A 20,350-nucleotide genomic window follows, 5' to 3' on the forward strand; every position below is an offset into this window, starting at 1 on the left:
GCGGCCGTGGAATGGCCGCCGGAACGTGACAAACTCCCCGCAGGCGTCGAATCGGACGCCGACATGGGGGGACCTCGCGAATGACCACACTTCTGACCCGGCGCGGCTTCGCGGCCCTGTCACTGGCGCTCGTAGCTGGCCTGCCTGCTCGGTCGGCCTTTGCGGCCTTCGATGGACTGGAGGCGCTGTTCGCCGAGATCGAGCGCGAGATCGGCGGTCGCCTCGGGGCCTATGTCCGCGACACGGGAACGGGGGCGAGCGCTTCGCACCGGCCGGACGAGCGCTTTCCCTTGAACAGCACGTTCAAGGCCCTGGCGGCCGGTGCCGTTCTGGCGCGCGTCGACAAGGGCGAGGAGGACCTCGACCGCCTCGTGGCGTACGAGGCTAGCGATCTCGTGACTTATTCACCGGTGACCGAGAAGCACGCGGGCAAGGGGATGACCCTTGCTGCCTTGTGCGAGGCGACGGTCACGCTCAGCGACAACACGGCCGGCAACCTGGTGCTCCGCAGCCTCGGCGGGCCGGAAGGGCTGACGCGCTACCTCGGCTCGATCGGCGACGGGGTGACGCGCCTCGACCGCTGGGAAACCGAGCTGAACGAAGGGCGGCCGGGGGACGAGCGCGACACGACCTCCCCGCGGGCGGCCGCCGCCACGCTGGAGCGTCTGCTATTGGGCGGCGCTCTTTCCGCACGCTCGGCCGAACAACTCGGCGCATGGCTGCGATATGCCAAGACCGGGGACGCCAAGCTGCGCGCGGGCGTGCCCAAAAGCTGGGCCGTCGGCGACAAGACGGGAAGCGGTGGCAACGGCTCGGCCAACATCCTCGCGGTCCTGTACCCGCCCGGCGGCAGGCCGATCGTGGTGGCGCTCTACTTCACGGGAAGCCAGGCGCCGATGGATGCCAAGAACGAGGCGATGAAGCGGATCGCGCAGACGATCGCCACCACCTGACGAGGCCTAAGGAAAAGCCCCGGCGGCGGGTGGGCCGGCCGGGGCTCGGGTGTTCGAACCAAGGGTTCAGGCGACCGTCAGGCCGACCTCGACATTGCCGCGCGTCGCGTTGGAATAGGGGCAGACCTCGTGGGCGGTGTCGACGAGCTTCCTGGCGTCTTCCTTCGACAGGCCGGGCAGCGTGATCGTCAGGTCCGCTGTGATGCCGTAGCCGCCTTCCGAGCGCGGGCCGAAGCCGATCTCGGCATCGACGGTGGCGTCCGCCGGCACCTTGAAGCCGACCTTGGCCGAAACCGCCCGCATGGCGCCGAGGAAGCAGGCGGAATAGCCGGCGGCGAAGAGCTTCTCCGGATTGGCGCCGGTGCCCCCTGGACCGCCCATCTCCTTGGGCACCACCAGATCGAGGTCGATCGTGCCGTCCTCCGATCGGGTGTGGCCGTCGCGGCCGCCGCCGGATGCGGTGGCACGGGTCTTGTAGATGACGTTGACGGGCATCGGATGCTCCTGATCCATGCGAAGTTTATCGCGATAAATATCTTTTAGACCGAGATCGTTTCGCTGTCCAGCGGAATGTTATCGTGATAAGAATTTTCGCGTTCGGACTGGAGAATGCGATGGGCCAGAATAGCCGTCCCCTGCCGCTCGACGACCACCTTTGCTTCGCGCTCTACGGCGCGTCGATGGCGATCGGGCGGCTCTACAAGCCGATCCTCGACGAATGGGGGATCACCTATCCGCAATATCTCGTGCTCGCCTCGCTCTGGGAGCGGGACGACCGGCTGATCGGCGAACTCGCCGAGCGGCTGGCGCTGGAGCCGAGCACGATCACGCCGCTGGTGACGCGGCTGGAGGGAGCGGGTCTGGTGCGGCGCGAGCGCGACCCAACCAACGGGCGACAGGTGATCGTGCATCTGACGCGGGAGGGCCAAGCGCTCTCAGTCAAGGCCGCGTGCCTCGGTGCCGCGCTGATGGAGGCGGCCGGCATCGACCCGGCGCGGCTTTCCGCCATGAGGGCGGAGGCGCGGGCCCTGCGCGATGCGATCGCCGCGCATGGGGACGCGGACGCGCGCAAGGGCGCGTCCGCGAAGGGGTGAGGCTGAACTCAGGGCGCCGGGTTGCCGAAGCGCTGGTGGAGCGCGTCCACCTGTTCCTGCATTTCCGCCGTCCAGGCGACGTCCTCGGCGGCGAGGCACGCGTCGAGCTGGTCCAGCGTGGTTGCGCCGATGATCGAGGCGGTCACGAAGGGCTGGGCGAGGATGAAGGCGTTGGCGAAGGTCGCGGGATCGAGGCCGAACTCGGCGGCGAGCGAAACATAGGCGTCCACCGCCTCGGCCGTGCCGGGCTTCTCGTAGCGCTGGAGGCGGTCGAAGAGCTGCTTGCGCGAGCCGGCCGGCAGGGCGCCGCCGGCATATTTGCCCGTGAGATAGCCTTGCGCGAGCGGCGAATAGGCGAGAAGCCCGACATCCTCCCGCAGCGCGATCTCGGCGAGCGCCGTTTCGAACGTGCGGTTCAGGAGGTTGTAGGCGTTCTGGATGGAGGCCACGCGCGGCGCCCGACCCGCTTCCGCCTCGCCGATCCAGCGCATCGTGCCCCAGGCGCTTTCGTTGGAAAGGCCGAAATGGCCGATCTTGCCCTCCGCGACGAGCGCGGAAAACACTTCCGCCGTTTCCGAGATCGCCACCTCGTCCGCGACCGGCTCCGGCGTCTGCCAGCGCGTCGGCACCGAGCCGAAGCCGGCCGTCGGCCGGTCCGGCCAGTGGATCTGGTAGAGGTCGATATGGTCGGTCCCCAAGCGCTTCAGAGACTTCTCGACCGCCTCGCGCACGTTGCGGGCGTCGAGGCGCGGCTCCGATCCGTCGTCGCGGAACCAGGTGCTCTGCGAGCGGCCGACGACCTTGGTGGCGATCACCAGCTTGTCGCGGTTGCCTCGCGCTTGCAGCCACGAGCCGATGAACGTTTCCGTGCGCCCCTGCGTCTCGGCCTTCGGCGGGATTGGGTAGAGTTCGGCCGTGTCGATGAAGTTCACGCCGCGATCCACCGCGCGGTCGAGCTGGGCATGCGCTTCGCCTTCGGTGTTCTGTTCGCCGAAGGTCATGGTGCCGAGGCAGATCCGGCTGACGCGAAGCGACGTGCGGCCGAGAGGACGTTGCTGCATGGAAGAACTCGTCTGGGGATGAGAGAATGGAAGGCTTCCTGCCTTTTATCCGCCGAACGGTGCTGCCGCAATGCAGCACGGCTTCGCTTGGGGCCTTCGGTTTCGCATGGGTTTCCGCTCCTTGCTTCTCGCATCGCCGGCCCGCGACAGCCTGGGTCGGCTTTTCTAGGAAATGCGCTAGATCGAGGCGCATGCCTGCCAAGCCGCCGGAGTTCCCATGCGACTGATCCTCGTGCCCGCCTTTGCCTGCGACGGCGACCTCTACGCGCCGCTCGTGCCGCTGCTGCGCCCCGACTTCGACTGCATGACCGTGGTACCGGCCGAGCCTGATCTGGCGGCCTGCGCGCGGCTCGTTCTCGACGTGGCGGAGGGCCGGCCGGCGATCGTGGCGGGCACCTCGTTCGGCGGGCATGTGGCGCGCGAGGCCGCGCTGCTCGACCCGAGGCTTGTGGCGGGCCTCGTGGTGATGGGGGCGGGCGCGGGCGCGCCGGCCAGTCGCGAGCCGTTCGACCGTCGCCGTGCGGCGATCGAGGACGACGGCGGCGCTTCGATGCTGGAGGAGATGGCGCGCGCGATCGTGTTCGAGCCGGAAGGGCGGGGGCAGGAGGCCGCCGACGCCTTCCGCGCCATGGCCGCCCGCGCCCCGCTCGATCGTCTCCTGGCACAGAACGAGGCGCTGATGAACCGCACCGACCGTATGGAGGCCCTGGCCCGGATCGAGGCACCGGCGCTGCTTCTCTGGGGCGATGAGGATTCTTTTTCGCCGCCCGAAGCCGGGCGCGCCATGGCGGGTGCCATGCCGAACGCCGAGTTCTTAAGTCTCGAGGACTGCGGCCATCTGCCGAGCCTGGAGGCGCCGATGCGCGTGGCCGCCGCCATCCGCGCACGCTTCGCCGGATAGGGCGCCGTGTTTGACCTGATCGTGTTCGACTGCGACGGCGTTCTGGTGGATTCCGAGGTTCTAGCCGGCGAGGCGCTGCGCGCGCTCTACCGCGCGGAGGGGACGGACGTATCGGCCGAGCTCTACGCCTCGATCGTCGGCATGAAGACGGCGGATGCGCTGGACGCGATCGAGCGGTCCACCGGCGGGCGCCTTCCCCCGGAGCGCCATGCCGAGCTTTGGCCGGCCACCCGCGCTCTGTTCGCCGAGCGTCTCCAGGCGATGGCAGACGTCACCGAGCTTCTCCGGCGCTCCGCGGCGCCGCGCTGCGTCGCATCCTCGTCGAGCCCGGAGCGTATCCGGTTCAGCCTGGGTGCGACGGGCCTGATCGAGTTCTTCGAGCGCGATCGCCTGTTTTCGGGATACGAGGTCGAGCACGGCAAGCCGGCGCCCGACCTGTTCCTGCTGGCCGCCGGGCGCTGCGGGGTGGAGCCCGAGCGTTGTCTGGTGATCGAGGACACGCGCTACGGCATCATGGGTGCCAAGGCCGCCGGGATGACCGCCTTCGGCTTCACGGGCGGCAGCCACCATACGCCATCGGGCGCGGACACTCTTCGGGAGGCCGGCGCCGATTGGGTGGCGACGAGCATGGAAGAACTCGCCGCGCGCCTTGGGATCTGAAGCGTCAGCCGGCAGCGGCCGGCTCGACCTCGGTCTCGATCTCGGCGCGCCGTTCCTGCGCCTTCAACTCGTCGAGCGCTGGCATCGACATGATGTTGTAGCCGGCATCGACGTAGTGCACCTCGCCCGTCACGCCCTTGGACAGGTCGGACAGGAGATAGAGCGTCGAGTTGCCGACCTCCTCGTGCGTGACGTTGCGGCGCATGGGCGCGTTGCGGCGCTGGTAGTTCAGCATCAGGCGCGCGTCCGACACGCCGGCACCCGCCAGCGTGCGCAAGGGGCCGGCCGACACCGCGTTGACGCGGATGTCGCGCGGGCCGAAGTCGGCCGCGAGATAGCGCACCGAGGCTTCCAGCGCCGCCTTGGCGACGCCCATCACGTTGTAGTTCGGCATGACGCGCGTCGAGCCCCCATAGGTCAGCGTCACCATGGAGCCGCCATTGTTCATGATGGCGGCGGCGCGCTTGGCCACTTCCGTGAAGGAGAAGCACGAGATCACCATGGTGCGGGTGAAGTTCTCGCGCGTCGTGTCGGCGTAGAGGCCCTTGAGCTCGTTCTTGTCGGAAAAGCCGATCGCGTGGATCACGAAGTCGATCGTGCCCCAGCGCTCCTTCAGCGCCCCGAAGACGGCATCCACCGAGGCGATGTCCTCGACGTCGCAATCGAGGAGGAAGTCGGAGCCGATCTCGGCGGCGAGCGGGCGCAGGCGTTTGCCGAAGGCCTCGCCCTGGTAGCTGAACGCGATCTCCGCGCCTTGCGCCGCCAAGGCCTTCGCCGCACCCCAGGCGATGGAGTTGTGGTTGGCGACGCCCATCACGAGGCCGCGCTTGCCCTTCATCAGGTCGCCCATGCCTCAGTCCTCATAGCGCTGGAACACCAGCGTCGCGTTGGTGCCGCCGAAGCCGAACGAGTTCGACATCACCCGGCGGATGTCGTTCGTGTCCAGCCGCTGGCGCAGGATCGGCAGGCCTTCGAACTCGGGATCGAGGTTCTCGATATGGGCGCTCTTGGTCAGAAAGCCGTTCTGCATCATCAGGAGCGAGTAGATCGCCTCCTGGACGCCCGCCGCGCCCTGGCTGTGGCCGGTCAGCGACTTGGTGGAGGAGATGTGGGGCGCGGCTTCTGCGAAGACCTCGCGCACCGCCGCCATTTCCTTGGAATCGCCGACGCCCGTCGCCGTGCCGTGGGTGTTGACGTAGTCGATGGAGCCCGAAACGGTCTTCATCGCCTGGCGCATGCAGCGCACCGCGCCCTCGCCGGACGGGGCCACCATGTCGTGCCCGTCCGAGGTCGCGCCGTAGCCGACGAGCTCGGCGAGGATCGTGGCGCCGCGCGCTTTTGCGTGTTCCAGCTCTTCGAGGACGACGACGCCGGCCCCGCCCGAGATCACGAACCCGTCGCGGTCCCGGTCATAGGCGCGGCTCGCGGTCGCGGGCGTGTCGTTGTGCTTGGAGCTCATCGCGCCCATGGCGTCGAAGAGATCGGCCATGGTCCAGTCGAGACCCTCGTGGCCGCCGGCGAACATCACGTCCTGCTTGCCCCACTGGATCTGCTCGGCGGCGTTGCCGATGCAGTGGGCCGAGGTCGAGCAGGCGGACGAGATCGAGTAGTTGACGCCGTGGATCTTGAACCAGGTGGCGAGCGTCGCCGAGGCCGAGGAGGACATCGCCTTCGGCACGGCGAAGGGGCCGATGCGCTTGGGGCTGCCGTTCTTCAGCGTCGTTTCGGCCGCCTCGAAGATCGTGCGGGTGGAGGGGCCGCCCGAGCCCATGATGATGCCGGTGCGCTCGTTGCCCGCGACGTCCTTGTCTTCGAGGCCCGAGGAGCGGATCGCTTCCAGCATGGCGACGTGGTTCCACGCCGCGCCTTCCGACAGGAAGCGGAGCGCCCGCCGGTCGACGAGATCAGTGGCGTCCACCGTCGGCCGGCCCCAGACCCGGGAGCGAAACCCGTGCTCGGCGAAATCGTCCGAGAAGGTGATGCCGGAGCGCGCTTCGCGCAGCGATTGCGTGACCTCGGATGCGTCATTGCCGATCGAGGACACGACACCGAGACCGGTGACGACGACACGTCTCATGGGATTCTCCTTCCGAGCGGGGAGGGGCCGAGCGGTACGGGAAAGGGCAAGCGCGGCGATCAGCCCGCCGCCTCGTCCCCGAACAGGCCGACGCGCAGGTCGCTGGCACGATAGATCACTTCGCCGTCGGCCTTCATCCAGCCTTGCGCGATGCCGAGCTTGAGCTTGGAGCGCATGACGCGGCGGAAATCCACGCCGTATTCGATCAGCTTGACCTTCGGCGTCACCTGACCGGTGAACTTGACCTCGCCGACGCCGAGCGCACGGCCGCGCCCCGGCTCGCCGAGCCAGCCGAGATAGAAGCCGGTCAGCTGCCACAGGGCGTCGAGGCCGAGACACCCCGGCATCACCGGATCGCCCTGGAAATGGCAGGCGAAGAACCACAGGTCCGGCGTCACGTCGAACTCGGCGCGGATCGAGCCCTTGCCGAACTCGCCGCCGTCCGTGGTCACTTCGGTGATGCGGTCGAACATCAGCATGGGCGGAAGCGGAAGCTGCGCGTTGCCCGCGCCAAACAGTTCGCCCCGGCCGCAGGCCAGAAGGTCGTCCTTGCCGAAATGGGTCTTCACCGTGTCCATCAAACCGCCCGGTTGCGGAACGAAGCGCCGATGGCCCGTTCCCGTTCCTGTAATATCTGTCGCGGGCAAGGCCCTTACCACGCGAGCGCCCGAGGGCAAATGCGTTAACTGATCGGAAGGGCTCCCGGTTTCGTGCCGGATCCGGGTCCACGTTTCCCTGGAGGTCCCCATGCTCGTCCGCGCTTTGATCGGCATTCTCGCCGCGATCCTCGGCCATTCCGTGGCGCTGGCGCAGGAATGGCGAGGGGCGGGTTCGAAAGAATCCGCGCGCGCCTTCTATGTGCAGAGCGGCCGGCCGGCCGGCATCCAGTTCGAATGCGTGGATGCCTCGCGCGTGCGAACCGTGGTGGCCGGCAACGGCGCGCGGTTCTCGTCCGACCGCGAAGCGACGCTGGTCCTGTCCGTGGACGGAACGGCGCGCGTGTCGAGCGTGCGGGCCGAGGACGAGCCAGGGGGAGGGGGCTCGCGCTTCGTGCGCATCGACCGGGGAGCCGATCTCGCCGCCTTCGTCGCCAGCCTGAAGCGCGGGCACAAGCTCGAGGTTTCCAGCCCCGCCGGGTCGATGCGCCTGTCGCTCGCCGGCTCCTCGCGCGCCCTTTCGACGTTGGAAGCGGGCTGTCTCAAACGGTGAGGGGCCAAAGCGAATTGTTCGGGGTCGGAAATCCGACTATATGGATAGTGGTGTGTAGGCCTTGCGGCGGGAAGCGTCGTTCGGCTAAAGGTGAATAGTAGAGTCAAGTTTCAAACGGCGAACCAATCATGGACAACCGGGCCAAGACCCCGATCTCGGAAATGCGCGCCGGCGGCCGGCATCCGTCCTACTGCGTGTTCGAGCGCCTGCGCGCCTCGGGACTGCGCCCGACGCGTCAGCGCGTGGCCCTGTGCAACCTGATCTTCGGGGCCGGCGACCGCCACCTGTCGGCCGAGGAACTGCACGAGGAAGCGCACAAGGCCGGCGAGCCCGTGTCGCTCGCCACCGTCTACAACACGCTCCACCAGTTCACCGACGCGGGCCTCGTGCGGCCGATCTCGGGCGAGGGGCAGCGGACCTATTTCGACACCAACACGTCCGACCACCATCACTTCTTCGTGGAATCGGACAACACGATGATCGACATCCCGGACGGGACGATCACGGTCGACAACCTGCCCGAGCCTCCGGAGGGCATGGAGATCGTCAACATCGACGTGGTGGTGCGCCTGCGCCGCAAGGCGGACGCCAAGACCCTGAGCTGAGCCGGCTCCCGTTTCGAACGAGCCGTGAAATGCGAGAAGGCCGGCGATCCTTGGGAGGGTCGCCGGCCTTCTCGATTCGAGGCGGGGGGACGAGGCGCCTCGGAAGGGAATGGGAGCGCTAGAAGCGCTCGTCGGGGTAGACGCCCCAGATTTCGTTCTGCGACACGAAGCCCTTGCGGTTCGAGACTTCCACCTCGCACCAGCCGAAGGAGCACTCGCGCACCTTGGTGACGACGCCGGGCTCCATTTCCGCGATCACGGTCGCGTCCGAGGCGGCGGAGCGGTGCATGGCGATCGTCGCCTGCGCCTTGCCCTTCAGCCAGGGGGCGGCGAGCGCCGTGCGCTCGCCCGACAGGAGCGAGTGGTAGACCCAGCCTTCCGTGCCCTCCGCGTCGCGGATGCGGCGCCACAGGTCGTATTCCTGAATCACCTCCACCGGCAGGCCGGGCTTCAGGTAGAGCCAGGACACGGCATAGTCCTTGCCGGGGCCGACGCGCAGGTTCACCCGCGCCGATTTCAAGGACACGAAGCGCGGCAGCGGCAGCTTGCGCTGCATCTCCGCATCGACACCCTCTTCCGCGGCCGGCGCGGTGCTGGCCGGCGGCGTCGCGGCCGCGGCCGGAGACTGGGCATGCGCCGTGCCGGAAAAGAGCGAAGCCGCAGCAATGAGGCCGATGACAAGACGTTTGGGGAGCGGGGTGCGGGACACGGGGGCGACAGTCTCCGGAAACGGGCATGCGGGGATGCGGGACACAGCCGACCGAAGGGTGGTTACCGGCGCGTTCCCGATCTGCCCATCATCGCGGATCGAGGTTAACAACCCCTTGCCCGCGCTCGCTCTTTCCGTTGCCCGGCGGGCCCGTCAGCCGGTGGGGGCGAGCGCGGGAAGGGGGGCGCTCCGGGCGCGCCCCGACATGGTCGAAAGCGAGCCGCGCCAGCGCTCGCTCTCGTATCGCTCGCCGTCGAGATAGGCCGCGACCTCCTCCATCCGGCTGAGCGTGCGCCAGTAGACGTCCTCCATCAGGATATGGGCGAACTCGCCGTTGCGACCGACGCTCCAAAGGCCCTTCACCCCGGTCGCGAGGGCGAAGCGGCGGCGCTCCTCCTCGTAGGCGTTGAGATAGACGGGATAGGAGACGGGCGTTCGGATCGTGCCGCCGGCGCCGAGATAGCGATCGCGCAAGGAGGGGCCGAAGATCTCGCACAGGCCGTCGAGGCAGGCTTTCGCCAGCGCTTCGTCGCTCGATGCCCAGTTGGCGTCGCCGACCTCGCAGCCGATGTCGAAGGTGAGAAGCGTCTTTCCCTCCGGCGCCAGCCAGGGCATGGAGATCGGCGCCTCGGTGATGCGGAAGAACGGATGGCGGCGGTCGGGCACCCAGGCCATCGTGTCGGGCAGGATGTGACGGCCGGCAAAGCGCAGGTTGACGAAGATCATCGGCCGGTAGCGGAAGGCGGCAAGGCCGTCCAGCGCATCCGTGCCTTCCACGAGGCGCGGCAGGACGTGGACGGGCGCGGTCGACACGACGGCCGACACCGGGATTTCCTCGCCGCCCGAGCGCACGGCGCAGACGCGCCCGCGCTCCACCACGATCCGCTCCACCGGCGACTCGAGGCGCACGGCCCCGTCGAGTTTTTGGAGCGTCGGCTCCAGAAGCTTCGACAGGCCGCCTTCGGGGTAGACATGGTAGACGCCCGGGCCCTCCGGCATGGCGCGCGTGTAGCCGTTGCACACGGCGCGGCCCGTCACCTTGGCGGCGGCGGTGAGATAAAGCGATTTCAGGATGCCGGCCCCGAACTTCTCGCCGACGGCGGGAGAGAGATCCCCCGCCGGTGCGCCCGACCACGCCTCCACCAGCGGCATGGTGACGGCTTCCGCCATGGCGTCGCCGTAGGAGCGGCGCATCCAGTCCTCGGCGTTTCGTGCCGGGCCGTCATGGCGCCGGAGGCGGCTCTTCACGGCACTGGCTATGAGCTTCGGCTCGGCGAGCAGGCCGAACGGATGGCTTCGGCTGCGCCCGCCCAGCATCACGGCCTCGCCGTAGTGCTTCACCGTGCGACAGATGTCCTCAGCGCCCAGCGCCTTCGCCAGCCGGTTGGACACGAAATGGGCACCGTAGTCGTAGGAAAAGCCTTCCTCGTCTCGGAACGAGGCGGCCATGCCGCCGACAGCGCGTCCCGCCTCGAAGACGATGGCGGGAATGCCCCGCCGCCGGAGATCGGCCGCTGCCGTCAGGCCCGCCAACCCCGCACCCAGAACCGCGACCGGCTTCACCATCGTTCCCTCCTCGTTCGGACGGGTCCAGAAGGCGCGCAATGGGGGAAACAGGGAGCGAAGCCGTTCGAATCAATTTTAGCGGCTCACGAACTTATCACGCCGTCGTGAGCGCCTTTCGCTGGATAGGGTGAACGCCGTGTAACCGCGGTGTCCCGTCAGTTGCCGCTCGCGCGTTTGTAGCGGATTTCCTCGAAGCGCATGCGCAAGGTGTCGACTAGAAGGAGGCGCCCGATCAACGGGTCCCCTGCGCCCGTCGCGAGCTTGACGATCTCGGCGGCGCCGAGCGTTCCCATGATGCCGGTGACGACGCCGAGGATCCCCGCCTCGGCGCAGGTCGGCACCAGCCCCTCGGGTGGCGGCTTGGGGAAGAGGTCGCGGTAGCGCGGGTTGCGCGTGCCGTCGCCGCGCGTTTCGTGCGGCGCCAGCACCGTGATCGAGCCGGAGAAGCGCTGCACGGCGACGCTGACGAGCGGCGTCTCCAGCGTCTCGCACAGATCCGCCATTAGGAAGCGCGTCGCGAAATTGTCGGACCCGTCGAGAACGAGATCGTAGGCACTGATGATCTCGGCGGCATTCTCCGCCCGGATGCGCACCGCATGGGCTTCCACCGCGACATGCAGGTTGAGGCGCTGGAGCGCGTTCCTCGCCGCGTCCACCTTGGGCCGGTCGAGGTCGTCCGTGCCGAACAAGATCTGCCGCTGGAGGTTGGACAGGGACACGTGGTCGTCGTCGGCGATGCCGATCGTGCCGACGCCGGCGGCCGCGAGATACAAAGCGGCGGGCGAGCCGATGCCGCCCGCCCCGATCAGGAGGACGCGGGCGCCCTTCAGGCGCTGCTGGCCCGGCCCGCCGATCTCCGGCAGGACGATGTGCCGAGCGTAGCGGGCGAGTTCGTCCGGCTGGAGGGGAGGGGTCATTTGAGCGCTCCGTGGGCGACGGTGAGCATCTGGGCGCGGGTCCCTAAGGCTTCGAAGAGGGCGGCGTCGGTGCCGGTCAGGAAGGACTGGACGCCGAGCCCGTCGAGGATGTCGAACAGGGCGGCGCGCCGGCCGGGGTCGAGATGGGCGGCGATCTCGTCGAGAAGCAGCACCGGCGCCATGCCGGACGAGGCTTCCACGAGCCGCGCATGGGCCAGCACGAGGCCGATCAGGAGCGCCTTCTGCTCGCCGGTGGAGGAAAGCGCCGCCGGCATCGCCTTGGCGCGGTGGGTGACGCCGAGATCGCCCCGGTGGGGGCCTTCCAGCGTCCGGCCCGCCGCGCGGTCGACGCCGCGTCGTCGCGCGAGGCGCTCGGCGACGCGGTCTTCCAGATCCACCGCCGGGCCGGCGAGTTCGAGATCCTCGTAGCCGGACTGAAGGTCGAGGCCGGCGACGGGGAAGGGGGACGCGGAAGCGGCGTCCAGAAGCGCGCGAAGGCGGTGGACGAGATCGGCGCGCGCCAGCGCGATGGCAAGGCCGAGTTCGGCCATCTGTGCCTCGATGCCAGCGAGCCAGCGATCGTCCATCCGATCCTCCGAAAGGAGCCGGTTGCGCCCGCGCATCGCCTTCTCGTAGTCCAGCGCGCGCCGGGCGTGGCCGGGATCGACGGTCAGCACCATGCGGTCGAGAAAGCGTCGGCGCTCGCTCGCCGGGCCGTTGAACAGCCCGTCCATCGCCGGCGTTAACCAGACGACGCGCAGGTGATCCAGAAGCTCTTCCACCGAGCGCGCCACCGTTCCGGCGAGACGCAGGACGCGGGCCGCCGTGCCCTCGTCGGGCCGCACCAGGGTGAGGACGTCGAGCGGCTCGTCGTCGACCGCCGCCGCGACCTGGGCGCGCACCGAAAAGCCGCCGCTGCCGCCCCCGCGCGCGATCTCGCCATAGGCGGCACGGCGCAGGCCCTTGCCCGGCGACAGGAGCGACAAGGCTTCCAGGAGGTTGGTCTTGCCCGATCCGTTGTCGCCGTGCAGCACGACGAAGCGCGAAGCGACGGGAAGGGTCAGCGACTCGTAGTTCCGGAAGTCCACGAGGCCGAGCCCGGTCACGCGGATCCGGGCATCAGCCGGGGGAGCCACCGATCGGAGCCTGGCGTCGTCAAACGCGCATCGGCATCAGGACGTAGAGCGTGCCCTCGTCGCCGCCGTCGCGGATCAGCGTCGGCGAGCCGGGATCGGCCATCATGAACACGGCGCTGTCGCCCGAGAGCTGGCCGGTGATGTCGAGGAGGTAGCGGGCGTTGAAGCCGATCTCGATCTCCTCCGCCTCGTAGCCGACGGGAAGCTCTTCCGTCGCGGTGCCGGCGTCCGGCGAATTGACGGTGAGGACGAGCTGACCGTCGGACACGGCGAGCTTCACCGCACGCCCGCGCTCGGACGAGATGGTGGACACCCGGTCGACGGCCGCCGAGAAGCTCTGGCGGTCCAGCGTCAGCGCCTTGTCGTTGCCGGTCGGGATGACGCGCTGATAGTCCGGGAAGGTGCCGTCGATGAGCTTGGAGGTCATCACCACGGATCCGAGCGTGAAGCGGATCTTGGAATCCGACAGTTCGACCTCGACCGTCTCCGCGCCTTCGCCGAGCAGCTTCTGGATCTCGGCCACCGTCTTGCGGGGCACGATGATGCCGGGCATGCCTTCCGAGCCGGCCGGCGCTTCCATCTCGGCGCGCGCGAGGCGATGGCCGTCGGTCGCCACCGCGCGCAGGGTCAGGCCGTTTCCGGTCTCGATCGTGTGGAGGAAGATGCCGTTGAGGTAGTAGCGCGTTTCCTCGGTCGAGATCGCGAACTGGGTGCGCTCGATGAGGCGCGCGAGCTCGGCGGCCTTCAGCGTGAAGGCGTGGGTGAAGGTGCCGGCGGTGATGTCGGGAAAGTCGGTCTCGGGCAGGCACTGGAGCCGGAAGTTGGAGCGCCCGGCCGTGACCGTCATCTGGCCGCCGTCCCCTTGCGTCTCGAGCTTGACCTCGGACCCGTCGGAGAGCTTGCGCACGATGTCGTAGAGAAGATGGGCGGGAACCGTCGTCGCCCCGTCCACCTCGCCGGACGCCACCACCCGTTCGGTGATCTCGATGTCGAGATCGGTCGCCTTCAGGCGCATCGCCCCGTCCTCGGTCTTCAGGAGGACGTTGGACAGGATCGGGATCGTGTTGCGCCGTTCCACCACGCGTTGGGCGTGGCTCAGCGACTTGAGAAGGTTGGAACGCTCGATGATGATACGCATGGACGACAACCGTTCGGAGGCTGGAAGGGCGCCGAACCGATGGGCCCCATCCCGAGGAGTCCCGCTGTTGTAGAGCAACGGGCGGCGCGCGCAAGAAAAACCGCCGAAACCCTTGGGGCTTCGGCGGTTCGTATGGGCGTCAAGGTTACTCCTCGATCATCCGGCGGATGACGTCGAGCTCCTCCGACAGCTTCTCGTCCTTGGAGCGCTCGGCCTCGATCTTGCGCACGGCATGGAGCACGGTCGTGTGGTCGCGCCCGCCGAAGCGGCGGCCGATCTCGGGCAGCGAGCGCGGCGTCATGGTCTTCGCCAGATACATCGCGATCTGGCGCGGGCGCACGATGGTGCGCGTGCGCCGGGCCGAGAGGATGTCGGTGCGCGACACGTTGTAGTGACGCGACACGAACTTCAGGATGTCCTCGATCCGCACCCGCTTCTCGCCGCCCGAGCGCGTCAGCTGGTTGAGGAGATCGTCGAGATGGTCGTTGGACAGCGGCTGCCCGACCGCATGGCGGAAGGCGATCTGGTTGAAGGCGCCTTCGAGGTCGCGGCCCGAGCCCGTGACGCGGCGCGCGATCGTGTCGACCACCGTTTCGGGGATGGCGAAGGACGGGTCGTCGTGGCGCATCGTATCGACGCGCGAGGCGAGGATGCCGCGCCGCATGTCGAGATCGGGCGAGACCATCTCGATCGACACGCCGCCCGACAGGCGCGAGCGCACCCGGCTGTCGAGCGATTCCAGCTCGAAGGCCGGCCGGTCGGCCGCCACGATCACCTGGCGGGCCGAATCGATCAGCGCGTTCAGAAGGTGGCAGAACTCCTGCTGGATCGACTTGCCCTGCAGGAACTGCATGTCGTCGATGATCAGGATGTCGATGCCGCGCAGGTTCTCCTTGAAGTCGAGCGCCTGATTGTCGCGGATCGCGGTGGCGAAGCGCCACATGAAGTATTCGGCTGTGAGGTATACGACGCGCGGCCGGTCCTCGCGCGCCACGGCCGCGTTGGCGATCGCCTGGAGAAGGTGCGTCTTGCCGAGACCCACCGAAGCGTGGAGAAACAAGGGGTTGAAGCGCACCGAAGCCGGCCCGTTCTCGGCAATGGAGCGTGCGGCGGCGAGCGCCACGCGGTTCGACGAGCCTTCCACAAAGGTCGAGAACACGTAGCGGCCGTCGAGCGGCGAGCCGAACTCGGGCTTGGTGCCCTCGGACGCGGCCGGGCGCTCCGTGCCGGTGCGCGGCGCCGGGGTGGCGGGGCGAAGCGCGGGGGCGGCTTCGGCGACGCTTGGCTGCTCGATCGGCACGGGGCGGGCGACGGGTGCGCCGCGCACGGCCGAGCGGACCGCGACGTCCACCTTCAAGGTGCCGGGAACCTCGTCCGCGAAGATCTGCAGGAGAAGATCGCGGTAGTGCCCGTTGATCCAGCTCTTCAGGAACGCGGTCGGCACCGACAGCTGCACCACGCCTTTGCCGAGGTGCTCGAGCTTGAGGCGGGCGAACCAGGAGGCGAACACGTCGGGGCCGAGCTGCGCCTTCAGCCGGGCGTTCACCCGATCGAGGATCGCGGTCTCGTCGCGCGCCGTTGCTGCCATCGGGATCTCGCCGTTGTGGGATGCGGGCGAGCCCGCGCGGGTGGAGGAAGGAGAGCGCGGGGGCGCGGCGCGGGACGAAGGGTGGGCGGGCGAATGGAAGGCGGTCATTTCTGCCTCCAGGGCAGGCCGGCGGCCTTCCAGCCGGCGATCTGGCCTCGGTGGCCCTCCTCGTCGGGCGGACCCTCGAACCCGTCCAGGACGTTGAAGCACTGGGTGAAGCCGGCATCGGTCAGGGCTGCTGCGCTCGACATGGAACGGGCGCCCGAGCGGCACAGGAAATACAGCTTCGAGGCTTCCGAGCCGCCGGCCGCACGCACCGCGTCCCCGACGCGGGCGGCGAACGCGCCGTCGACCGCCATGGTCGGGTAGGTCTGCCATTCTGCAAACAGTGTCGCGCGCCGGTGGTTTTCCGGCAGAAGCGGGAAGCCGACGAAATTCCACTCGGCGCTGGTGCGCACGTCGATCAGAAACGTGTCGTCTTCGGTTTCGAGCGAGGACCAGCAATCCTCCGCCGAAACGTCTCCCTGGTAGGAACGGCTCATGACGAACTCCCAACACGCCGAACAGCCGGGACAGGCCGGTTCGGCGGAACGCGGAACAAAGTTCACCCGTCCCTCGCCGAAACGCAGCGAAGGCTCGTGGTGCCACTCAACGAAATGCGAAACGCCTCGGACGATCCGAAGCCGGGAGGAGGGGGCGATCTTAGTTTTGGAAAACGCCCTTTGTCCCCAGGCTTGCGTGTCTTCGGCTCTTGTCGTGAGGCAAAAGCTACGAAACGGGTCAGGCTGGGGCAAGCTTTGAATCGGGCCCGACGCCCGGAGCATGTCGCAAGTGTGGCGACTCCGACATGGCGGCTTGCCAGGGCTTTGCGAGTAATCGCCTGATTCAAAGGGCGATTCAGAGGCGGCGGTCGCCGAACTTTTGTCGCAGGTCTGAAGACGGGATTCTTTTTCGAGTCCCGGGTTGACTCACCTTAGGCACCCGACTCGGTCGAAGCTCGACGGGCAGGCCAGCAAGGCCTTACGCAAGTCGTTGTTTTAATTGAAAAAATTCTGCAACCACCGATTCTGATGGGAATATGTCATGGTGTTGCGATGACAAGAGGATGACAGTCGCAGTCAGCGCTTTTGTCGCAGGGAAGAGCGAAAGACTCTGGAAAAGCGACAATCCCCCGGAATCGAAAAGGGCCCGACGCAAGATCGCGTCGAGCCCTTCGAAATGAAGTCGAACTAAAGCCTTGGATCAGGCGGCGCCGACGGCCTTCACGCGGCTGGACAGGCGCGAGATCTTGCGCGAGGCCGTGTTGCGGTGGATCACGCCCTTGGAAGCCGCACGCGCCAGCTCGGGCTCGGCCGCCTTGAAGGCTTCCTGAGCCGCCGCCTTGTCGCCGGACAGGATCGCCTCTTCGACCTTGCGCAGGAAGGTGCGCACGCGCGAACGACGCGACTTGTTGACCGCGGTGCGGCGGGCGATCTTGCGGGCGGCCTTCTTGGCCGACGGCGTATTGGCCATGTTCAGTCTCTCTCGGGCTTTCGGCGGGGCGGAGCGGCCCTTGTGGGACACCTTGCCGTCGCGCGCGGATGGTTTCGACGTGAAGCCGCCGAGCCGAACGAGGATGAGCGGCAAGGCGTGAAGGGCCGCACCGGAGGCGCCGCCCGAAATCTGGCGCGCTTATAGGGGCAAGCGGCGGGGGCGTCAACCAAAAGCGGAGCGGCCGCCCGACGGTTGAATTTATCGGTGGCGAAACGCGGGTTTGCGCTTTTCCACGAAGGCGGCCATGCCCTCCGTCTGGTCCTCCAGCGCGAAGGCGCCCGCGAACAGGCGCCGCTCGGCACGAAGCCCTTCGGTGAGCGTCGTGTCGAAGGCGCGCACCACCGCCTCCTTGGCCAGCATCGTGGCGGGAAGGGAGAAGCCGGCGATCGTCTCGGCCGCCTTCTGCGCTTCCCCCAGCAGCTCGGCATCGGGCACGACGCGTGCGACGAGGCCGGAGCGCTCGGCCTCGGCCGCGTCCATCAGGCGGCCGGTGAGGCAGAGGTCCATGGTCTTGGCCTTGCCGATGGCGCGGGCCATGCGCTGCGTGCCGCCCATGCCGGGCAGGATGCCGAGTGTGATCTCGGGCTGGCCGAACCGGGCCGATTCGCCGGCGATGACGAAGTCGCACATCATCGCGAGTTCGCAGCCGCCGCCGAGCGCATAGCCCGATACGGCCGCGATCATGGGTTTGCGAAAGGCGGCGAACCGGTCCCAGCCGGCCGCGAAGTCCGAGAGGTAGACGTCGGCAAAACCGAAGGGCTGCATTTCCTTGATGTCGGCCCCGGCGGCGAAGGCGCGCTCCGAGCCCGTCAGGACCACGGCGCCGATCCCCTCGTCGGCACCGAAAGCGTCCGTGGCCTGGAGGATCTCGGCTAGAACTTGGCTATTCAAGGCGTTCAGCGCCTTCGGCCGGTCCAGCGTGATCCAGCCGACCCGCTCGCGTTGTTCCACCTTGATCGTGGTGTAGTCCATCCGGAAAGCCCTCCTGTCGCGGCGGGAGGATAGACAAGGGCGGGAGCGTCCGCCAAGCGCCCTTCAGGATGCCGGATCTCGTTCGGCGGGGTCGAGGCTTGCGAACCATTCCGCATAGGGCGTGTTCTTGGGCGCATGGCGCGTCCAGTCCGGGGCGCCGTCGCTCCACCAGACGGGCCCCCGCTCGCCGAGCGCACGCTTGGCGGCGTCCACTTGCGCCCGCGCCCGGCGCCGGTCTTCGGATCCCTCAGCGTCGCGAACGGCGCGGCGGGCGGCCATCAGGTCGCGCACGGCCGCCTCGCGTGCGGGCTCGAGAAGATCGGGGTCGCTGCGACGCCACAGGCGCCCCTTAGCGACGAAATACCGGCCGTCCGGCGTGTCGGGGTAGCGCACCGTCATCGCTGGCAGACGGGACAGAAGAAGGTGGAGCGGCCGGACTGGACGATGCGCTGAACGATGCCCCGGCATCCCTCGCGAAGGCAGGGCTCGTTTTCGCGGTCGTAGACGCGGAAGCGATGCTGGAAATAGCCGAGCGCCCCGTCCGCCTGGCGATAGTCGCGCAAGGTCGAGCCGCCGGCCTCGATCGCGTCCGCGATCGTTTCACGGATGTGGAGCGCGAGGGAATCGAGGCGCTGCGTCGGTCGCCCGTCGATGCGCACCAGCGTCCCGGCGGCGCGGCGCGGCGACAGGCGGGCGCGCCACAGCGCCTCGCAGACATAGATGTTGCCGAGCCCGGCAATGATGCTCTGGTCGAGAAGCGTCGCCTTCAAGGGCGCGGCCTTGCCCTTGAAACGCGGTGCCAGCGCCTCGCCGGACAGGGCGTTGCCCGTCGGCTCGATCCCCAGCGCGCGAAAATGCGGATGGGTGTCGCGCGCGCCGGATTCGATCAGGGCCATGTAGCCGAAGCGCCGGGGGTCGTTGAAGACGATGCGGGCATCCGGCGCTTCGAGGTGGAACAGGACGTGGTCGTGCAGCCGGTCCTCGCCGCGCGCCATGTGGAAGGCGGCGCCCGCCACCGGCGCGCCCGACCCTTCCACGCCTTCGATGCGGAACGAGCCGGACATGCCGAGATGCATGGCGAGCAGGAGGTCGCCCTCGATCTCGGCCAGGAGATACTTGGCACGGCGCCCGAGCGACAGGATGCGACGACCGGCAAGCCGCTCGGCGAAGCGCTCGGGCAGGGGAAAGCGCAGGGCCTCGCGCCGCGTCTCGACGCGCGCGATGCGCGCGCCCTCCATCACCGGCTGCAGGCCGCGTCGCACCGTCTCGACCTCTGGCAATTCGGGCATCGGTTCTTATGATCTCCGGCAGGGCGCGGGCGCTTGTCCCGGGCGCCGACCGACACAACATGGCGTGCGGGCCCCGGTTCCGCTATGGGTCGGGCGCAAGACGCCAAGGCGCAAGCGGATGGCCGCCCCCGCCGGCTTTCGAGACTGGAGAATGCAGCATGTCGCAGTCGCGCGTCAGCGCCCTGGAGGGAATGGAAACCTCCTACGGCTTCGAAACCGTTTCGGGGGGCCAGGAGAAGCAGGCGCGCGTCAACGAGGTGTTCCACCGGGTCGCCTCCAACTACGACCTGATGAACGACCTGATGTCGGGCGGCCTGCACCGTCTCTGGAAGGACGCCATGGTGCAATGGCTGGCGCCCTCGCGCCGGCCGGGCTGGCGCTTCCTGGATGTCGCGGGCGGTACGGGCGACGTCGCCTTCCGCATCGTGGACGCCTCGCGCGGCGCGGCCGAGGGCACGGTTCTCGATATCAACGCCTCCATGCTGGGCGTCGGCGCCGAGCGGGCCGAGAAGCGCGGGCTTTCGGGCAATCTCACCTTCGTGGAAGGCAACGCGGAGGACCTGAAGCTCGAGGACGCCTCCTTCGACGCCTATACGATCGCCTTCGGCATCCGCAACGTGCCGCGCATCGACTTGGCTTTGTCGGAAGCCTACCGGGTACTCAAGCCGGGCGGACGCTTCCTGTGCCTCGAATTCTCCGAGGTCGATCTACCGGTTCTCGACAAGGTCTACGATCTCTGGAGCTTCAAGGCGATTCCCGCGATCGGCGGGGCGGTCGCCAAGGATCGCGCGTCCTATGAGTATCTGGTGGAATCGATCCGCCGCTTCCCCAACCAGGCGAATTTCGAGACCGCGATCCGCCGGGCCGGGTTCGAGCGCGTCACTCATCGAAACCTGACGGGCGGGATCGCGGCGATCCATTCGGGCTGGAAGCTGTAGGGCT

Annotated in this window: 23 protein-coding genes; 7 read left to right on the forward strand and 16 right to left on the reverse strand. The window is 68.3% G+C overall.

What is annotated here, in order from left to right; all coding sequences use genetic code 11:
• The first annotated feature begins 80 nt into the window (after positions 1 to 80).
• Positions 81 to 953 carry a class A beta-lactamase gene (bla, locus tag H7A85_RS02305; RefSeq protein WP_182084258.1) on the forward strand — a complete coding sequence of 291 codons (873 nt, stop codon included), beginning with the start codon at positions 81 to 83 and terminating at the stop codon, positions 951 to 953.
• A 66-nt stretch (positions 954 to 1,019) separates the two neighbouring features.
• Here the strand turns inward: bla and H7A85_RS02310 are convergent, their stop codons facing one another.
• Positions 1,020 to 1,448, reverse strand: a complete 429-nt coding sequence (locus H7A85_RS02310; RefSeq protein ID WP_182084487.1) for an organic hydroperoxide resistance protein — start codon at positions 1,446 to 1,448, stop codon at positions 1,020 to 1,022.
• A gap of 119 nt (positions 1,449 to 1,567) precedes the next feature.
• Between H7A85_RS02310 and H7A85_RS02315 the strand changes: the two genes are divergently transcribed.
• Positions 1,568 to 2,047, forward strand: a complete 480-nt coding sequence (locus H7A85_RS02315) for a MarR family transcriptional regulator (protein WP_182084259.1) — start codon at positions 1,568 to 1,570, stop codon at positions 2,045 to 2,047.
• Positions 2,048 to 2,055: 8 nt separating this feature from the next.
• Here H7A85_RS02315 and H7A85_RS02320 read toward each other — a convergent pair whose 3' ends face one another.
• Positions 2,056 to 3,108 (reverse strand): aldo/keto reductase, encoded by a 1,053-nt coding sequence (locus H7A85_RS02320; protein ID WP_182084260.1) that lies wholly within the window; start codon positions 3,106 to 3,108, stop codon positions 2,056 to 2,058.
• 217 nt (positions 3,109 to 3,325) lie between these two features.
• On the opposite strand from H7A85_RS02320, the gene H7A85_RS02325 reads away from it, so the two are divergent.
• Both H7A85_RS02325 and H7A85_RS02330 read left to right on the forward strand, forming a co-directional pair.
• Entirely contained in the window at positions 3,326 to 4,009 is a 684-nt protein-coding gene (locus tag H7A85_RS02325; RefSeq protein WP_182084261.1) for an alpha/beta fold hydrolase, read from the forward strand.
• 6 nt (positions 4,010 to 4,015) lie between these two features.
• Positions 4,016 to 4,669 (forward strand): HAD family phosphatase, encoded by a 654-nt coding sequence (locus tag H7A85_RS02330; RefSeq protein ID WP_182084262.1) that lies wholly within the window; start codon positions 4,016 to 4,018, stop codon positions 4,667 to 4,669.
• Between the two features lie 4 nt (positions 4,670 to 4,673).
• Here H7A85_RS02330 and fabI read toward each other — a convergent pair whose 3' ends face one another.
• Genes fabI through fabA form a run of 3 tightly spaced genes read right to left on the reverse strand, consistent with a single transcriptional unit; the run spans position 4,674 to position 7,324 of the window.
• Positions 4,674 to 5,519, reverse strand: a complete 846-nt coding sequence (fabI, locus tag H7A85_RS02335; protein ID WP_182084263.1) for an enoyl-ACP reductase FabI — start codon at positions 5,517 to 5,519, stop codon at positions 4,674 to 4,676.
• A 3-nt stretch (positions 5,520 to 5,522) separates the two neighbouring features.
• Positions 5,523 to 6,746, reverse strand: a complete 1,224-nt coding sequence (gene fabB / locus H7A85_RS02340) for a beta-ketoacyl-ACP synthase I (protein WP_182084264.1) — start codon at positions 6,744 to 6,746, stop codon at positions 5,523 to 5,525.
• Positions 6,747 to 6,805: 59 nt separating this feature from the next.
• On the reverse strand, positions 6,806 to 7,324 hold the full coding sequence (fabA, locus tag H7A85_RS02345; RefSeq protein ID WP_182084265.1) for a 3-hydroxyacyl-[acyl-carrier-protein] dehydratase FabA: 519 nt from the start codon (positions 7,322 to 7,324) through the stop codon (positions 6,806 to 6,808).
• 169 nt (positions 7,325 to 7,493) lie between these two features.
• Between fabA and H7A85_RS02350 the strand changes: the two genes are divergently transcribed.
• Positions 7,494 to 7,955: a hypothetical protein gene (locus H7A85_RS02350; RefSeq protein ID WP_182084266.1), complete on the forward strand. Its 462-nt coding sequence runs from the start codon at positions 7,494 to 7,496 to the stop codon at positions 7,953 to 7,955.
• Positions 7,956 to 8,116: 161 nt separating this feature from the next.
• Positions 8,117 to 8,560, forward strand: coding sequence for an iron response transcriptional regulator IrrA (gene irrA, locus H7A85_RS02355; protein ID WP_182084488.1), 444 nt, complete (start codon positions 8,117 to 8,119; stop codon positions 8,558 to 8,560).
• A 118-nt stretch (positions 8,561 to 8,678) separates the two neighbouring features.
• Here irrA and H7A85_RS02360 read toward each other — a convergent pair whose 3' ends face one another.
• From H7A85_RS02360 to mutM, 11 genes are all read right to left on the reverse strand, one after another.
• Complete coding sequence (locus tag H7A85_RS02360; RefSeq protein ID WP_244630885.1) at positions 8,679 to 9,269, reverse strand: SH3 domain-containing protein; 591 nt, start codon at positions 9,267 to 9,269, stop codon at positions 8,679 to 8,681.
• A 153-nt stretch (positions 9,270 to 9,422) separates the two neighbouring features.
• Entirely contained in the window at positions 9,423 to 10,835 is a 1,413-nt protein-coding gene (locus tag H7A85_RS02365) for an FAD-dependent oxidoreductase (RefSeq protein WP_244630886.1), read from the reverse strand.
• Between the two features lie 155 nt (positions 10,836 to 10,990).
• A complete protein-coding gene (gene moeB / locus H7A85_RS02370; protein ID WP_182084267.1) occupies positions 10,991 to 11,752 on the reverse strand; it encodes a molybdopterin-synthase adenylyltransferase MoeB in 762 nt (253 codons plus the stop codon).
• On the reverse strand, positions 11,749 to 12,864 hold the full coding sequence (recF, locus tag H7A85_RS02375) for a DNA replication/repair protein RecF (protein ID WP_244630906.1): 1,116 nt from the start codon (positions 12,862 to 12,864) through the stop codon (positions 11,749 to 11,751). Before recF ends, moeB begins: the two co-directional genes overlap by 4 nt.
• A 43-nt stretch (positions 12,865 to 12,907) precedes the next feature.
• Positions 12,908 to 14,026 carry a DNA polymerase III subunit beta gene (gene dnaN, locus H7A85_RS02380; protein WP_182084269.1) on the reverse strand — a complete coding sequence of 373 codons (1,119 nt, stop codon included), beginning with the start codon at positions 14,024 to 14,026 and terminating at the stop codon, positions 12,908 to 12,910.
• A gap of 145 nt (positions 14,027 to 14,171) precedes the next feature.
• A complete protein-coding gene (gene dnaA / locus H7A85_RS02385; RefSeq protein WP_244630907.1) occupies positions 14,172 to 15,614 on the reverse strand; it encodes a chromosomal replication initiator protein DnaA in 1,443 nt (480 codons plus the stop codon).
• Between the two features lie 104 nt (positions 15,615 to 15,718).
• Positions 15,719 to 16,156: a rhodanese-like domain-containing protein gene (locus H7A85_RS02390; protein WP_182084271.1), complete on the reverse strand. Its 438-nt coding sequence runs from the start codon at positions 16,154 to 16,156 to the stop codon at positions 15,719 to 15,721.
• A 700-nt stretch (positions 16,157 to 16,856) separates the two neighbouring features.
• Positions 16,857 to 17,126 (reverse strand): 30S ribosomal protein S20, encoded by a 270-nt coding sequence (gene rpsT, locus H7A85_RS02395; RefSeq protein ID WP_182084272.1) that lies wholly within the window; start codon positions 17,124 to 17,126, stop codon positions 16,857 to 16,859.
• 219 nt (positions 17,127 to 17,345) lie between these two features.
• The gene (locus tag H7A85_RS02400; protein ID WP_182084273.1) at positions 17,346 to 18,119 is read right to left on the reverse strand and encodes an enoyl-CoA hydratase; all 774 of its coding nucleotides are present in this window, start codon (positions 18,117 to 18,119) and stop codon (positions 17,346 to 17,348) included.
• Positions 18,120 to 18,182: 63 nt separating this feature from the next.
• Positions 18,183 to 18,518, reverse strand: coding sequence for a hypothetical protein (locus H7A85_RS02405; protein WP_182084274.1), 336 nt, complete (start codon positions 18,516 to 18,518; stop codon positions 18,183 to 18,185).
• Positions 18,515 to 19,408: a bifunctional DNA-formamidopyrimidine glycosylase/DNA-(apurinic or apyrimidinic site) lyase gene (gene mutM, locus H7A85_RS02410; RefSeq protein WP_182084275.1), complete on the reverse strand. Its 894-nt coding sequence runs from the start codon at positions 19,406 to 19,408 to the stop codon at positions 18,515 to 18,517. Before mutM ends, H7A85_RS02405 begins: the two co-directional genes overlap by 4 nt.
• A 158-nt stretch (positions 19,409 to 19,566) precedes the next feature.
• Here mutM and ubiE point away from each other — a divergent pair, with 158 nt between their 5' ends.
• The gene (ubiE, locus tag H7A85_RS02415; protein WP_182084276.1) at positions 19,567 to 20,346 is read left to right on the forward strand and encodes a bifunctional demethylmenaquinone methyltransferase/2-methoxy-6-polyprenyl-1,4-benzoquinol methylase UbiE; all 780 of its coding nucleotides are present in this window, start codon (positions 19,567 to 19,569) and stop codon (positions 20,344 to 20,346) included.
• Positions 20,347 to 20,350: the final 4 nt, after the last annotated feature.

The organism is Aureimonas sp. ME7 (assembly GCF_903970965.1).
In the GTDB taxonomy this organism is placed as follows: Bacteria; Pseudomonadota; Alphaproteobacteria; order Rhizobiales; family Rhizobiaceae; genus Aureimonas.